Here is a 14,879-nt window from a genome sequence, read left to right as displayed (position 1 = left end):
TTTAATTAACGGTTTTACACCGTCGCTGAGGAAAATCATGGCTAATTATTCTACCAATGAGTTTCGCAACGGACTGAAGGTGATGCTCGATGGCGAGCCTTGTTCTATTTTAGACAATGAATTTGTTAAGCCAGGTAAAGGCCAAGCCTTTAACCGGGTGCGCTTGCGTAATCTTAACTCAGGTCGGGTTTGGGAGCGTACTTTTAAGTCTGGCGAGTCTTTGGAAGGCGCCGACGTTATCGATCAAAATATGGAATATCTGTATAACGATGGCGAGTTTTACCACTTTATGGATCCCGATTCCTTTGAGCAGTTTCAGGCTGATCTCAAAGCGGTTGGCGATGCGTCGAATTGGCTCAAAGAGCAGGATGTGTGCACCGTAACGCTTTATAACGGCGCGCCGCTGTCGGTGACACCACCAAATTTTGTTGAGTTGGAAATTGTAGAAACTGACCCCGGTGTAAAAGGCGATACCGCCCAAGGTGGAACTAAACCTGCCTATTTGAGCACCGGTGCGGTTGTTAAAGTGCCTTTGTTTTTAAGCGTAGGCGAAGTGATAAAGGTAGATACTCGCACCGGCGAATATCAGAACCGAGTAAAATCTTAAATGTCAGATTGGCGGCCCACAGCTGAATTTTCGGCTCTGCGTCGCCGCGCACAATTACTTTCCTCTGTGCGCGCCTTGTTTGCGACTCGCGGGGTCTTGGAGGTGGAAACACCTCTACTAGCCTCTGCGCCAGTCACTGATCCCAATATCGAAGCTATTACCACGGTTGCCCCCGATGGTGGCGCACTCATGTATTTGCAGACGTCACCTGAGTTTGCGATGAAGCGTCTGCTGGCGGCGGGTAGCGGCCCAATCTACCAAATCTGCAAGGCGTTTCGGCGCGGTGAGCGGGGCAGGCGGCACAATCCGGAGTTTACGATGCTCGAGTGGTACCGTCCGGGCTTGTCGATGGCGGAGTTAATGGATGAGGTCGCCGCGATTGTGGGCTTGGCGGTTGGCCCGCTTAGCGTAAAACACCACACTTATCAGCACGTTTTTGAGCTGCACTGCGGTCTAAATCCGCATAGTGCGTCGCTAGACGAACTAAAAGCCTGCGCACATTCGCATATGGATATCCATTTTGATACCGATGATCGCGACACCTGGCTGCAGCTACTTATGTCGTCTGTGATTGAGCCGGCCTTAGATCGCGAATCCCTGAGTTTTGTCTGCGACTTCCCCAGCGAGCAAGCTGCTTTGGCAAAGACGTTTATCAATGCGGACGGCGTTGAGCTGGCGGCTCGTTTCGAAGCGTTTTACGCGGGCATGGAGTTAGCCAATGGCTACGACGAATTAACAGATCCGGGTGAGTTAGTTAGGCGAATTAGGCAAGATCACAGCCGCCGGGCAGACAATGATCAGGTGCTGCCCCCGATTGACCGTCATCTGCTAAAGGCGATGGCGAGCTTGCCTGCTTGTGTGGGTGTTGCGGTGGGTTTTGACCGTCTGTCGATGCTCGCGTGCAAGGCGGAGCGCATCGATGAGGTCATTGCGTTTCCGCTCGAGCGCGCGTGACAGCGTAAGTTAAGGGTTCTGTTTGAGTTGCCCTAAGGTCTCGCCAAGGCGCGTTGCGGTGGTCGCTTGAAAAGTCTCAAGCCACTCAGCGCGATCTTTTGCAAAAAGCACGATGGCAGTCGAGCCAAGCTTGAATCGACCCATTTCGGCGCCTTTTTCTAAGTGAATTTCCCTTGCCGCTTGACGGTAATCGGTTGTTTTAATGCCCTTTGGTGGTGGCGCAACTTGTCCGTCCCACACCGTCTCAATACCGGCGACAATCATGGCTCCCACTAAAATAACAGCCATTGGGCCGGCTTCGGTGTCAAACAAGCACACTACGCGCTCGTTTCTAGCGAATAAACCTTGGACATTTTCGGCGGTGGTGGTGTTTACCGAGAATAGTGCGCCTGGAATATAGCTCATACTTTGCAGTGTGCCGGCGAGAGGCATGTGGACGCGGTGGTAGTCGCGTGGTGACAAATACACGGTGGCGAAACTGCCATTCTCAAACTGAGCGGTCATCTCGCGGTCGCCGCCTAGCAGTGCTAGCAAGCTATAGTCTTGGCCTTTGGCTTGGAAAATTCGGCCTCCGGTGATCTTGCCTATTTGACTGATCGCGCCGTCGGCTGGGCAGGCAATATCGCCTTCGGCGTCGCAGATGGGGCGTGCCCCGGCTTTTAATTCACGGGTGAAAAAGGCGTTGAAATTGGCGTAATTGCGGTAGTCAGAATCGGCAGCTTCACTCATATCAACCTGGTATTGTTTGATAAAGCGCTCGATTAGTAGGTCTTTGAGCCAAGGGATTTCAGTGTCTGCGAGTTTGCCTACCAGTCGCGACAAAAGGTGCTGGGGTAGCAGATACTGCAAAATAATAAACGCAATTTTCACAAGCTGTCCTTTTGCCGATGCTCGGTGTGGTTGTTATGACTGAAATGGTGGCTCGAAATCAGGGCGTGTTCGCGCTTGATTGCGCTTGGTCACCGATTTCAATAGGCGTCGTCTCACTGTTCCCCCATTCGCCCCAAGAGCCGTGATAGCCCTTGATATGCGGGTAGCCAAGAATTTTCATCAACAAATAGCTGAGGCCAGAGCGATGGTGAGTCTGGCAGTGAGTGATGACGGTTTTGTCGGCGGTGATCCCCAATTCGTTTAAGCGAGTTTGTAACTCGGTCAAATCTTTGAGGCGCATTTGATTGTCGCGATCAATTAATTCTAACCAATCTAAATTGATCGCGCCGGGGATATGGCCACCGCGCTGCGCTAATACTTTTTCGCCGCGGTATTCCTCTGGTGAGCGCGCATCCCATATTGCGAGCTGGCTGTTGTCGAGTAGGCTGATGAAATCTTCAATCTCGGCAATCGGCAGACTATCAATGGTGATGTCTTGCTTAGTGGGCGCGGGATGATTCGGGACTTTCTCAGTAGGGTGTCCGGCGTGTAGCCACGCGTGCAAGCCGCCGTCGAGATAAGAGTAATTGTGGTGACCAATTACGTCCAAAGTCCATATTAGGCGGCCCGCCCAACCACCGCCTTCGTCGTCGTAGGCGACAACGTGCTTGTCCGGTGTCAAGCCAACTTTTGCGAACAGGCTGTTTAAGGCCTCAATGCTGGGTAGCTTTCCAACAGCGGGTTTAACACCACTTTGTAATTCTGCGGGCGCTATATGCACCGCTCCGGGGATATGGTGTTCGGCGTAATTAGCGGCGCTGCTGGTGTCCAAAATCAATAATTTCGGATCGTGCAGTGATTCAGCGAGGTCGCTTGTTTCAATTAATAGTGGCCAGTTTTTCATAGTAAACAACTTGTACTTTAGGTGACGCCAAATTGTAACAGGAGCTGTGCTAGCGAAGCGACGTCATAATGTAATGGATTAATTGCACGCTTATTAATTGGGACAATGAATCTCGCGGTTTTCTCACTCGTCAGTGAATCCATTCTAGCAAAGTGAGATGACGATTCAGCTCACTCTTCGTTTAGGCTTTGGATGATTTGTCGGTAACTGGCCATGCGCTCGGGACGAATTTTGTTTTCTGCCTCTGCATCTAGCAAGGCACAGCGCGGTTCGTGTTCGTGCTTACAGTCTCGGAAGCGGCACATGCCGAGGAATGGTCGAAATTCAATAAAACCGGCTAGCACTTTTTCTCGATCCATATTCCAGAGCGCAAACTCGCGGATGCCGGGGGAGTCGATCAGACTGCCGCCGTCGGGAAAATGAAAGAGACGGGCGGTGGTGGTGGTGTGTTTGCCTTTTGCGGTGGCTTCAGACAGTGCGCCGATGCGGGTGTCTGTGCCTGGGAGTAGGCTATTGACTAGGGAGGATTTTCCTACCCCGGATTGCCCGACAAAAACACTGATGTGTCCGCATAGAGTTTGCTTTAATTCGTCGAGGCCGCGTTCAGCAGCGGTGGACGCGCGGGTGACTGGATAGCCAATTTCTTGGTATCGCGTCAGCATGCTGTCTAGATACTCGCGGTTGTCGTCGTTAATTAGATCGGTTTTATTCAGTAGTAATATCGGTCGAATACCGATGGCCTCGGCGGCAACTAAATACCGGTCTATTAAATTGGCGTGGGCGCGGGGTTCGGGGGCAATGACGATGACAATATGGTCGATATTGGCGGCAACGGGCTTTAACTTGCCGTGATTGTCGGGGCGAGATAATAGCGATTCGCGATTGTTGCAGGCGACCACTACTCCTGTTGGTTTGCCTTCTCGCCACGTGACGCTGTCGCCGGTGACTAGGCCGTCGATGTGGGCGCGGACATGACAGCGCTGCCTTAGGCCACCTTCGCCTTCAACTTCAACCTGTTGGCCAAAATGACTTACAATAAGGCCGTTTTGCTCGGCGCCGAGCTCGCCTTCGCTCAGCGCTTGGTCGAGCTTTGAGTCGCGTTTGCTCGCGCGATCGCTGCGTTCGGCCTGTACTTTTTCTATGCGCCAGCGTTGCTGGCGGCTGAGTTTACGTTTTGTCATGAAGGTTCATTCGCCTAAGAAGCGCCATCTTAACCTATGTACTGCTACAATCGACAATCTGCGTTAACTAGCTCATGTTCTAGGCAGACTGAAAAAAGTAGCTAGTTTGCAATTACTGTTCGAGATCACAGCAGTATCAATTGATTATTCACCGTGAAGGCAAGTTTATGGACAAGACTCAAAATTTGATTTGGATCGATCTTGAAATGACCGGTTTAGATACCATCAACGACCACATTATTGAGATTGCCACGGTGGTGACCGACGCCAATTTAAATGTGCTAGCAGAAGGCCCGGTACTGGCTATTCATCAGCCGGACGAGGTCTTGGCAGGCATGGATGAGTGGAATACCCGTCAGCATGGGCAGTCTGGCTTAACCAAGCGTGTGCAAGATACCTGCATTACGGTGGAAGAGGCCGAGCGCTTAACCTTGGCATTTTTAGACAAGCATGTTGAAAAGGGCGCGTCGCCGATGTGTGGCAATAGCATTTGCCAAGACCGCCGTTTTATGGCCCGCGAAATGCCGGCTCTGGAAGCCTTTTTTCACTACCGCAATTTGGACGTGAGTAGTGTAAAGGAATTGGCGAAACGCTGGCGCCCAGATCTAAGCGGCGGCCTGAAAAAAAGTGCGAGCCATTTGGCGCTGAATGATATTTACGATTCTATTGCGGAGTTGGGTTATTATCGCGAGCATTTTTTACGCCTTTCTTAAATCCTCCTTGGCTGCTCGTTGTCACTATTTAGCGTGGCGCGAGCCTGCCCATCTTATTTTCTTCCCTAGTGCCGTCGCTTTGCTTTAGTGCGAATTGTCTTCTATGTTCATTAGTGTGAACCGGCCCTAGGCTATCTGTATTTACCCGTATTGTTGTTTACCGCTAAAACAGGTCTCGTAGTGCTCTATGTTGTCGATGAATACTTGTGATGGAGCTATTGTTTCGATTTAGCTCCGTTGCTGGATGAATTGACGGTTAAAACAATTAAATAATAAGAAGGTATATGGCTATGAGAAAACTGACCGCACTGTGTGTGGCTACCCTAATGTGCTCGCCTGTGTCTGCGCAGAGCTATTTTAGTCAGCTGCTTATCTTTGGCGATAGCTTATTAGACAGCGGTAATTTAGGCCTCCGGTTTACCAATAGGGTCGGTGATGGAAACGGCGATTTTACCGTGGGCGACTATGCCAATATTGCCCCGCAATATTTGGGTACGGCGCTTGGCTTGCCGACTGATCCTGCTGTAAGTGGGGGTACAAACTACGCTGTCGGCGGCTACGAAACGGCAGATATCTTAAACTCGATAAACGGCACCGGTCTCGCCCTGCCCGCGGGTGGTGCAGTTGCTAGACCTGCCTATTTAACAGAGCACAATACCATTGATTCAAATGCTTTAATTTTGATAGACGGTGGCGGCAATGATTTCCTTAACGGCACCGCATTTGACCAGGCGAGTATTGTAAATTCTGCCCAGACACTGATCGCTGGTGTATCAGCCATCAGTGCGGCCGGCGGACGTTATATCATGCTTAGCAATTTACCTGACTTGGGTAATACCGCAGCGGCGCAGGCACAAAACTTTGTCGTTCCAGGTTCGGCGGCGGCAATATCGGCGGGGGCCGCGGGTTACAATCAGGCCTTAATGACCTTCGCGAATTTTAGTTCGGCTAATATTATTCCAGTGGATTTAGCTGGGGTGATCACCTATATAGCCGCCAATGCGGAGGATTATGGATTCGCCAACGGCGCTAATATTGCGTTTGGCCCGCTGGGTACATTTGACCAGCGCTATATGTGTTTCGACGACAGTGGCGGCGACTGTATTCAGCATCCGGTATTTGGTATCGACGGCGTAAACCCTGACCCCAGTAAATTATTGTTTAACGACGGCGTTCATCCGACCGCCAAAGTGGGCGAGATTACCGGCGATTATCTAATTGATGTCGTGATGGCGCCGCAGTTGGTTGGCCGTCTGTCGGGCATTGCACTTGGAATTGCGCGCACGCAGCACGACAGCCTCTCGCAAATGCTCAGGGAAAATCGCTGGTTTGAAAATACCGATAGATTATTTATTAATGCCAGTGGTGCAAACGAAGATACGCCAAGTGGTGGCGATCAGAAAACCAGCCATTTAACCCTTGGCTACAATAGTGCGGTATCACCTGCGATGAGTTTGGGCGCGGCGCTCAGTATGTCTAAGCACGAAACTGACACCGACGGCGCAGACTTTTCTGCCAGCAGTGTTGGTCTGAGTGGCTTGCTTAATTACCGCGATGGCCAATGGTTGGCGGAGGGTAGTGCCGGTCTGAATGTGATTGATTACAGTGATTTAGACAGGCACTTTAATTTGGGTGATCGCGCATTAACGGCGTCAGGTGGCAGCGACGGCTACGGCTGGCATCTTGACGGTCAAGTGGCATACGAACTTTCCTCATCTAAAAATATCAGTATTGCGCCAGCGCTGGGGGCGCGTTTCTTGACCGGTGCGGTAGATGGTTACACCGAGTCTGGCGGTGCGGTTTCTAATTATCAATGGGGTGAACAAAGTCGTCAGAGTCGCCAGCTTCGCGCAGGACTTTTGGCAAATTTAAGCGTGAATGGCGGTATTAATCTTTATGCTGAGGTGTTCTCTGTGTCAGAGCTTGAGGATGCGGATGAAACTATTGAAGTCACCAATACCAATTTAGGCTATGCAAGTTACCGCATGCCGAGCTATCGCGCAGACGGAGACAACTTTGTCGATGCCAGTATTGGTGCGGCGGTGCTTTTCGACAAATCTCGCTTGGCGTTAAACGTAAATTACAGCGACGAGGGTGAGGGGCGCGAAAGCGTGATGTTGAATTATTCGCTACCTTTTTAAGACGTTATTTTCGAAATATAGAGCCCCTTTCGCAGGGGCTTTTTTATTGGCGTTTTTTATTTCGATGACATCTTTTGCAGTCGGTTTAGCGCCCACGTAATGTGTTCTCTAGCCATCTCATCCGCTACGGCATATTGGGTGTGAAGTGCGCGAATCGCGTCGTCATTTGCCGGCGCGTTGCCAATCCCTACGGCGAGATTACGCAGCCAGCGTTGGTAGCCAATGCGCCGAATGGCAGAGCCAGCGGTATTGTCGAGGAACTCCTGTTCGGTCCATAAAAATAGGGAGACTAGTTCGCTGTTATCGAGTTGGTGGCGGGGAGAGAAGTCAGTTTCTGTAGTTGTTTGTGCAAACTTATTCCAGGGGCATACAAGCTGACAGTCATCGCAACCGAAAACGCGATTTCCCATTAGTGGACGCAAGTCTTCTGGAATGCTGTCCTTTAGCTCAATGGTCAAATAAGAAATACAGCGGCGGGCGTCCACTTGATATGGCGCCACAATGGCGCCCGTTGGGCAGTCGTCTAAGCAGGCGCGGCAAGTCCCACAATGACCTGTTTCTTGCGGCGGGTCGGTAGGCAGGGGCAGGTCTGTATAAATCTCACCTAAGAAAAACCAGGAACCCGCTTTGCTGTTAATCAGCATGCTGTTTTTGCCTATCCAGCCCAAGCCAGCTTGTTCGGCAAAGCCCCGCTCAAGTACCGGTGCGCTATCGACAAAGGCGCGGTGACTGCCACCGGCGACGGCGCTAATTTTCTCCGCCAATTGACTCAGGCGTTTGCGGATGAGTTTGTGATAGTCGCGCCCCAGTGCATACCGAGAAATATAGGCCTTAGAGGGTGAGGTTAAGATTTCTTCACAGTTTTCGCCGTCGGGTAAGTAATCTAAGCGCGCACTTATAACGCGGACGGTGCCTGGCAGTAGTTCTGCCGGCGCAGCGCGGAGGCCTTCGCGCTCGGCCATATAGCTCATGTCGCCGTGATATTGCTTTGCCAGCCAGTTGCGCAAATGCTCTGCGTGGGCAGCATTAGTGGCGGGGCTAATGCCAATGTGGGCGAAGCCAAGCTCTCTGCCCCAGGCTTTAATCTGCTGGGCCAGTTCGTCAAGATTGGTCGAGGTGATGGACATCAAGTTGCCGTTGCCTAATGAGCGTGGTCGTATTGGGCATTTTACACCCTTGGGGCGCGTCTGTATGTCGCTTTGGATTTCGCGGTTGGTGAGTCCTAGGTCTATTCTGGCACGTGTTGCTACGAGTCAGTTTTTGTTCTTTCTAGTGGCAGTCGATCTTCAGGAATACTTTTTGTAATTGTTGTTTGCGGCGCCACTACCGTTCTTTTGGCGTTCTGCTAGAATGCGCCGCCATTTCGGCACTTCCCTCTGAGCTTTCTCTCGCTGGTATTTAAAAATTGCGTGTAATTGCCTTCGTGTTTATGACGCTGTTGACGTCTGGTTGTGCATCGATGTTCGATGGTATGTCCCTGGCTGCCCAAGCCAAATTTCAACAAGTGCTAGCTAATACCTTTGCCCAAAAGCTCAAATCCGGTATTGATTTGGTGGTTGATCTGTTAGCGGCAAAGGGCGGTTTTTTGGATGATCGGCTAGTGCGGGTTCTACTGCCACCACCACTTGGCTTAGTGATTGATGTGGCCCGGGATTTAAATGACAAGCCCGAGGCGGCCTTGCTGGAAATTATGATTAACCGCGCCGCTGAAAATGCCATTCCGGTGGCGGGGCCAATCCTGAAAGATATCGTGGCCAATATGGAGCCCGGTACTTTGCAAAAATTGCTGCACTCGCCTCGCAGTGCAGCGACTGAATTGTTGGTAGCTGAAGGGGCCGAGCTTGTGCAGTCGGCGATGTTGCCCCTTGTGCGTGAGAGCCTTGAAGCTGACGGTGCCATCAAATTGTATGAGGATTTGCTGAGTGAAGAGGAGAAAAGCATCGTCAGCGCAGAGGCTGATGGCGATGTTGATGCGGGTGTTCCCGCCGAGTCGGTTTCGCCAGATCGCTTGGCTCAGTACGTGGTAGAGCAGGCTGCTGGTACGCTATTTAAAAAGGTGGCCGCGAAAGAGCGGCTTATTCGAGATTCGCTTGATAGTGTAATCGCTGCGTCAGCATATTAGTTTTGGTGTCGTGTTACCCAAGTTCCTGGGAGCTAAGTTTGCCAGCACTGCTTTGGGCGCTATGATAGGAATGTGTAACACATAATCGAGAAGCGCTGTATGTCACTGACCACGCCTAGTGAGTCCATAATCGCTGAGCAACTACTATATACCGCGTCGCAGGTGCGGGAGCTGGACCGACTCGCGATTGCCGGTGGTATCAGTGGTTTTGACCTTATGCACAGAGCTGCATTGGCTGCTTTCCGTGAACTGCAGCAGCGCTGGCCAGACTGCTCGCCGATAGAAATATTTTGCGGAGGTGGTAATAACGGCGGGGATGGCTATCTGATTGCGGTACTGGCGGCGGAGCATGGTTTGCCCGTTCGTGTGTGGGCCCTGGCCGACCCTTTGGCGCTGAGCGGCGATGCGGCGCTGGCAATGCAAGCTGCGGTAGATGTCGGCGTGACGGTGCAAGCGTGGACGGGGGCAAGTCCTGATCCCCAAGCAATTGTGGTCGACGCGATGCTGGGAACCGGTTTGACAGGTGCGGTGCGTGAAAAATATGCACAGGCGATTGCCGCTATTAATGACAGCGGCGCGCCGGTGCTGGCGATAGATGTGCCATCGGGCTTGTGCAGTGATACCGGTAATCGGCTTGGCCTTACTATTCGCGCTTCACTTACGGTCAGTTTTATTGGTCGAAAGCGCGGTTTATACACCCTCGATGGTGTCGACTGCGGCGGTGTTAAGGTGTTCGATTCCCTGGCGGTACCACGCGACGTATACAGTCAACTCAAGCAAAGTGGTGCCGCAAAGATCGAGCAATTGAGTTGCACATCGATGCTGGCGCGGTGGGGCGTGCGTCCCCGCAATAGTCATAAAGGCATGTTTGGCCATGTGTTGGTGATTGGTGGCGATACGGGTATGGCTGGAGCGGCATTGTTGGCCGCGACAGCGGCAGCGCGCAGTGGCGCCGGTTTGATTTCATGCGCAACTCGGCCAGAGCATGTCGCCGCTTTTATAAGCGCTAGGCCCGAAATCATGGTGCACGGTGTTAGCGTCGTCGCGGATATCCTGCCCTTATTGGCAAAAGCGAGTGTGCTAGTGCTGGGGCCAGGCTTGGGGCAGAGCGCCTGGGGCCATGACTTGTTAAATGCGGCATTAAACAGTGATAAGCCAGTGGTGCTTGATGCCGATGCGCTTAATATGATTGCCGCAGAGCCTAAGCTCCTGCAATCTCATCGCGGGCCACGTATACTCACGCCACATCCGGGCGAGGCGGCGAGACTATTAGCTTGCAGTACCGCCGAGTTGCAAAAAGACCGTTTTGCTAGCGCCTTGGCCATTCGAGATAAATATCAAGCGACGGTGTTATTGAAAGGTGCGGGTACGCTTATTGCCGCCGCGTCGCCTGAGTCGTCGATGTATTTAAATAGCGGCGGCAATGCCGGAATGGCGACTGGCGGCATGGGGGATGTGCTCGCAGGCGTTATTGCCGCGTTTGTCGCCCAAGGTTGCGAGCCCACTTTGGCGACCTGCTTGGCGGCGGCAGTGCACTCCGCTGCGGCGGATTGCGCTGCCGAGCGTGGTGAGCGCGGTATGCTGGCAAGTGATGTTATTGATAATTTACGAGGTGTGATCAACGGGTATGCAGCGCTATCTTGACGGCGAAACCGAAACCGTTGCGGCGGGAGAACTATTCGGCGCTGCAATGCACCGTGGCGCGGTAGTCTATTTGGATGGACAGCTTGGCGCCGGTAAAACCACATTTTGTCGAGGTGTTTTGCGTGCATTTGGCTATATCGGGCCAGTGAAAAGCCCTACCTACACCTTGGTCGAAGCCTACGAAGATTTAGTTTTTGGCGCGGAACCAGCTAAGTCTAAGGCGGTCACTGTGTATCATTTTGATCTTTATCGTCTCGGTGATCCGGAAGAGCTGGAGTATATGGGCATCCGTGATTATTTCGAGCAAGATACAATATGTTTAATTGAGTGGCCCCAGCGCGGCAGCGGTTTTTTGCCATCTGCCGACATAATGGTTAGCATTGAACCGCAGGGAGTGGGCCGCCTTCTTGCCGCGCGTGGCAATACCTTACGCGGGCAGCAAATTCTGGCGCAGTTGAGCGAATATGAAACGGATTAGCAGTGCATTATTGTGCGGTTTACTATTTATTGCGGCCACTGCGCAGGCTGCAGAAGTCCGCGACGTTCGCTTTTGGCGGGCACCTGACCACAGTAGGGTGGTGTTTGACTTAAGCGGGCCGGTAGAGCATGAACTGATCACGCTAGACAATCCCCGACGCCTTGTTATTGATATAAAAGGCGCCAATCTTACCTCTGATACCAGCAAGCTCGAATTTACCAATAGCCCCATTACGCGCTTACGTCATGCGGAGAAGCCAGGTGGCGCGCTGCGTATTGTTTTTGATCTTAGCGACGACGTTCAGGTAAGAAGCTTTTTGCTCACCGCCAGTGGCGAGTTACGTGATCGCTTGGTCGTAGACTTTTTAGATAAAGTTGAGAGCTCCGGCGATGGTACATCCACGGCGGCCAGTGCGACCAAGAGCGCGCCAAGGGTCACTAAAAGTTTACAGAATAGCTCTCATCGCGATGTCGTGATCGCCATTGATGCCGGTCACGGTGGAGAAGATCCTGGCGCCATCGGCCCGGGTCGGGTTAAAGAGAAAGAGGTTGTCTACAAGATTGCACTGCGTTTAAAAGAGCGATTTGAACGCAAGAAAGGCTACCGCGTGGTGATGATCCGCGACGGTGATTACTATGTAGGCTTGGCTAAGCGCCGCGATTTGGCGCGAAAAGCTCAGGCTGACTTCTTCGTATCTATTCACGCCGATGCGTTTACCAATCCCAGTGCGAATGGCAGCTCGGTATACGCACTCTCTAAGAGCGGAGCGACCAGTGCCTCGGCGCGGATATTGGCACAGCGTGAAAACGAGGCGGATTTGGTTGGCGGCGTAAGTTTGTCTGATAAAGATCAGGTACTTGCGGGCGTGCTCACAGATCTATCGATGACGGCAACCCTGGACGCAAGCTTAAGTGTAGGTGGCCAGTTATTGGGCGAGATGGGAAAAATTTCGCGACTGCATAGCAAACGTGTTGAGCAAGCGGGTTTCGCTGTATTGAAATCGCCCGATATCCCCTCCTTATTGGTAGAAACGGGTTTTATTTCAAATCCGCATGAGTCGAGTAAATTAAAAACCTCGAGCTATCAAGGCAAAATGGCACAGGCAATATATGAAGGCATTGATCGCTATTTCCGTGAAAGTCCGCCACCAGATACCTACTTTGCAGCGGTAAAACGCGGTGATATCACACCGGCAGGGGGGCGTTCTACGCCTGGGTCGAGTGTGCGAGAGTACGTCATTGCAAACGGCGATACCCTGTCTGGTATAGCGCATCGCTACAATGTGCCATTGCGTGATTTACAGCGCCATAATCAATTGTCGGGTAGTGATATCCGCGTCGGTCAAAAAATAAAGATTCCCGCTTCCTAATGACAAAAATCCGTTTACTAGATCCGCGCTTGGCGAACCAAATTGCAGCCGGTGAGGTTGTTGAGCGCCCTGCCTCAGTTGTAAAAGAGTTACTTGAAAACAGTCTCGATGCCGGCGCTCGCCGAATCGAGTTAGAGATTGAAGATGGCGGCGTGAAGTTAATTCGCGTGCGCGATGATGGTGAAGGCATCGCCCATGACGATTTGCCATTAGCGCTTAGTCGTCATGCCACCAGTAAAATTTCGGTCCTTGAAGACTTGGAGTCAGTGGCGAGTTTAGGTTTTCGCGGTGAGGCGTTGGCTAGTATTAGCTCGGTATCGCGCTTGAGTTTAAGTACGGCCCGCGAAGGCAGTGACTCTGGTTGGTCTGCGCGCAGCGAAGGTCGCGATATGGAAGCGGTGTTGGCCCCCGTTGCCCATCCACGTGGCACGACGGTTGAGGTGCGAGATTTATTTTTTAACACCCCGGCCCGCCGTAAATTTTTGCGTACCGAAAAAACCGAATTTAACCACCTGGACGAGGTGGTAAAGCGCCAGGCTTTGAGTCGCTACGACGTGGGTTTTTCTCTGCGTCACAACGGTCGTGCAATTCACAGCCTCAAACCCGCAGATAATCAGCTAGAGCAAGAGCGTCGTTTGGCCGCGGTGTGTGGCCCCGCTTTTATGGAGCAGGCGCTCTATATAGACCGCGAAGCCATGGGCTTGCGATTGTGGGGTTGGGTGGCGCTGCCGAGCTTTTCCCGCAGTCAGGCAGACTTGCAGCATTTTTATGTCAATGGCCGCTATGTGCGTGACCGCTTAGTGGTGCACGCAGTGCGTCAGGCCTATCGCGATGTCCTGTTTCACGGGCGTCATCCCGCGTTTGTTTTGTATTTAGAGTTAGCGCCGGCGTCGGTTGACGTCAATGTCCACCCGACTAAGCATGAAGTGCGCTTTCGAGATGGCCGCACAGTGCACGATTTTATCTTCCGCACCTTGCACAAAGTGCTGGCGGATGTGCGTCCCGACACTGTGCCGCAAAATGCGTCGGTGCCTCAGCTCTCTGGCGAGTCAATGCTGGCGATGCCGGAAACCCAGGCGGCGATGGCACTGGCCGACAGCGGCGCGGGCTCTAGCGCGGCGCTTGATGTCGCGCCGAGCTTTAACTCGGTGGATGGCTATCAGCCTCAGTATCGGTCTAGTGCGGCGTTCTCGAATACGTCGGGTGTTGCTGATCAACAGGCCGGTTACCAGCGTCTACAGGCTCAGGAGCCGGTTAATAACGCGGCGAATAGCAGTGTCACACCGCCGCTGGGTTACGCCCTGGCGCAATTAAAAGGTGTGTATATTCTGGCTGAAAACCAGCAGGGCTTAGTGCTGGTCGATATGCATGCGGCTCACGAGCGTATTACCTACGAGCGGATGAAAAACGCCCGCGATGGTGAGGGTATCCGCAGCCAGCCATTGCTTGTACCGATGAATTTGGCGGTCAGCGAGCGCGAAGCGGACTGCGCTGAGCAGCACAGCGATGTATTTGCTGAGTTGGGTATGAGGGTAGAGCGCGCTGCTGCAGAGTCTGTCATTGTTCGCGAATTGCCAACCATATTGGCGGACACGTCGGTAGAGCAGTTGGTTCGCGATGTGCTATCTGACTTGCTGGAATTCGGCAGCAGTGATCGTATTCGCGCCCACATAAATGAAATTTTATCGACCATGGCCTGTCACGGTTCGGTGCGGGCTAATCGGCGCTTAACGCTGCCCGAAATGAACAGTTTACTGCGAGATATGGAAGCGACCGAGCGCAGCGGCCAGTGCAATCACGGACGTCCAACCTGGGTGCAAGTCGGAATGGCTGAGTTGGATAAATGGTTTTTACGTGGTCGCTAGCTCATCCTTAGATACCGAAAGTGATTTACCG

The 14,879-nt window shown here is 52.4% G+C and carries 13 protein-coding genes; 9 read left to right on the top strand and 4 right to left on the bottom strand.

Annotation, left to right across the window (positions count from 1 at the left end):
* Window positions 1–37 precede the first annotated feature (37 nt).
* A complete protein-coding gene (gene efp / locus AAC007_RS09335) occupies window positions 38–607 on the top strand; it encodes an elongation factor P (RefSeq protein WP_219042647.1) in 570 nt (189 codons plus the stop codon).
* Window positions 608–1,561, top strand: a complete 954-nt coding sequence (gene epmA, locus AAC007_RS09330; RefSeq protein ID WP_339676193.1) for an EF-P lysine aminoacylase EpmA — start codon at window positions 608–610, stop codon at window positions 1,559–1,561. It begins immediately after the preceding gene.
* A gap of 9 nt (window positions 1,562–1,570) precedes the next feature.
* On the opposite strand, the gene asd is transcribed toward epmA, so the two are convergent.
* From asd to rsgA, 3 genes are all read right to left on the bottom strand, one after another.
* A complete protein-coding gene (gene asd / locus AAC007_RS09325; RefSeq protein WP_339676191.1) occupies window positions 1,571–2,431 on the bottom strand; it encodes an archaetidylserine decarboxylase in 861 nt (286 codons plus the stop codon).
* A gap of 58 nt (window positions 2,432–2,489) precedes the next feature.
* Window positions 2,490–3,335: a rhodanese-like domain-containing protein gene (locus tag AAC007_RS09320; protein ID WP_296436152.1), complete on the bottom strand. Its 846-nt coding sequence runs from the start codon at window positions 3,333–3,335 to the stop codon at window positions 2,490–2,492.
* Window positions 3,336–3,505: 170 nt separating this feature from the next.
* Window positions 3,506–4,516 (bottom strand): small ribosomal subunit biogenesis GTPase RsgA, encoded by a 1,011-nt coding sequence (rsgA, locus tag AAC007_RS09315; RefSeq protein WP_295874260.1) that lies wholly within the window; start codon window positions 4,514–4,516, stop codon window positions 3,506–3,508.
* Between the two features lie 167 nt (window positions 4,517–4,683).
* On the opposite strand from rsgA, the gene orn reads away from it, so the two are divergent.
* Window positions 4,684–5,229 carry an oligoribonuclease gene (gene orn / locus AAC007_RS09310; protein ID WP_339676188.1) on the top strand — a complete coding sequence of 182 codons (546 nt, stop codon included), beginning with the start codon at window positions 4,684–4,686 and terminating at the stop codon, window positions 5,227–5,229.
* 290 nt (window positions 5,230–5,519) lie between these two features.
* On the top strand, window positions 5,520–7,370 hold the full coding sequence (locus AAC007_RS09305; RefSeq protein WP_339676186.1) for an autotransporter domain-containing protein: 1,851 nt from the start codon (window positions 5,520–5,522) through the stop codon (window positions 7,368–7,370).
* Window positions 7,371–7,426: 56 nt separating this feature from the next.
* On the opposite strand, the gene queG is transcribed toward AAC007_RS09305, so the two are convergent.
* The gene (gene queG / locus AAC007_RS09300; protein ID WP_339676185.1) at window positions 7,427–8,497 is read right to left on the bottom strand and encodes a tRNA epoxyqueuosine(34) reductase QueG; all 1,071 of its coding nucleotides are present in this window, start codon (window positions 8,495–8,497) and stop codon (window positions 7,427–7,429) included.
* 278 nt (window positions 8,498–8,775) lie between these two features.
* Here queG and AAC007_RS09295 point away from each other — a divergent pair, with 278 nt between their 5' ends.
* From AAC007_RS09295 to mutL, 5 genes are all read left to right on the top strand, one after another.
* The gene (locus AAC007_RS09295; RefSeq protein ID WP_339676183.1) at window positions 8,776–9,492 is read left to right on the top strand and encodes a DUF4197 family protein; all 717 of its coding nucleotides are present in this window, start codon (window positions 8,776–8,778) and stop codon (window positions 9,490–9,492) included.
* A 99-nt stretch (window positions 9,493–9,591) separates the two neighbouring features.
* On the top strand, window positions 9,592–11,136 hold the full coding sequence (locus tag AAC007_RS09290; protein ID WP_339676180.1) for an NAD(P)H-hydrate dehydratase: 1,545 nt from the start codon (window positions 9,592–9,594) through the stop codon (window positions 11,134–11,136).
* Entirely contained in the window at window positions 11,120–11,614 is a 495-nt protein-coding gene (gene tsaE / locus AAC007_RS09285; protein WP_219042638.1) for a tRNA (adenosine(37)-N6)-threonylcarbamoyltransferase complex ATPase subunit type 1 TsaE, read from the top strand. The genes AAC007_RS09290 and tsaE overlap by 17 nt, the downstream gene beginning before the upstream one ends.
* Window positions 11,601–12,983, top strand: coding sequence for an N-acetylmuramoyl-L-alanine amidase (locus AAC007_RS09280; protein WP_295874241.1), 1,383 nt, complete (start codon window positions 11,601–11,603; stop codon window positions 12,981–12,983). The genes tsaE and AAC007_RS09280 overlap by 14 nt, the downstream gene beginning before the upstream one ends.
* Entirely contained in the window at window positions 12,983–14,848 is a 1,866-nt protein-coding gene (gene mutL / locus AAC007_RS09275; protein WP_339676175.1) for a DNA mismatch repair endonuclease MutL, read from the top strand. The genes AAC007_RS09280 and mutL overlap by 1 nt, the downstream gene beginning before the upstream one ends.
* The last annotated feature ends 31 nt before the right edge of the window (window positions 14,849–14,879 follow it).

It is taken from the genome of uncultured Zhongshania sp. (genome assembly GCF_963975605.1).
GTDB classification, from domain to species: Bacteria; Pseudomonadota; Gammaproteobacteria; order Pseudomonadales; family Spongiibacteraceae; genus Spongiibacter; species Spongiibacter aquimaris.
The sequence above is the reverse complement of the archived record's forward strand: the minus strand, read 5'-3'. Positions and strand labels throughout refer to the sequence as shown.

Excerpts from the sequence above, each read along its gene's own strand:
- efp (WP_219042647.1), top strand. The coding sequence starts at position 38 with ATGGCTAATTATTCTACCAATGAGTTTCGCAACGGACTGAAGGTGATG.
- epmA (WP_339676193.1), top strand. The coding sequence starts at position 608 with ATGTCAGATTGGCGGCCCACAGCTGAATTTTCGGCTCTGCGTCGCCGC.
- AAC007_RS09320 (WP_296436152.1), bottom strand. The coding sequence starts at position 3,335 with ATGAAAAACTGGCCACTATTAATTGAAACAAGCGACCTCGCTGAATCA.
- rsgA (WP_295874260.1), bottom strand. The coding sequence starts at position 4,516 with ATGACAAAACGTAAACTCAGCCGCCAGCAACGCTGGCGCATAGAAAAA.
- orn (WP_339676188.1), top strand. The coding sequence starts at position 4,684 with ATGGACAAGACTCAAAATTTGATTTGGATCGATCTTGAAATGACCGGT.
- AAC007_RS09305 (WP_339676186.1), top strand. The coding sequence starts at position 5,520 with ATGAGAAAACTGACCGCACTGTGTGTGGCTACCCTAATGTGCTCGCCT.
- queG (WP_339676185.1), bottom strand. The coding sequence starts at position 8,497 with ATGTCCATCACCTCGACCAATCTTGACGAACTGGCCCAGCAGATTAAA.
- AAC007_RS09290 (WP_339676180.1), top strand. The coding sequence starts at position 9,592 with ATGTCACTGACCACGCCTAGTGAGTCCATAATCGCTGAGCAACTACTA.
- tsaE (WP_219042638.1), top strand. The coding sequence starts at position 11,120 with ATGCAGCGCTATCTTGACGGCGAAACCGAAACCGTTGCGGCGGGAGAA.
- AAC007_RS09280 (WP_295874241.1), top strand. The coding sequence starts at position 11,601 with ATGAAACGGATTAGCAGTGCATTATTGTGCGGTTTACTATTTATTGCG.
- mutL (WP_339676175.1), top strand. The coding sequence starts at position 12,983 with ATGACAAAAATCCGTTTACTAGATCCGCGCTTGGCGAACCAAATTGCA.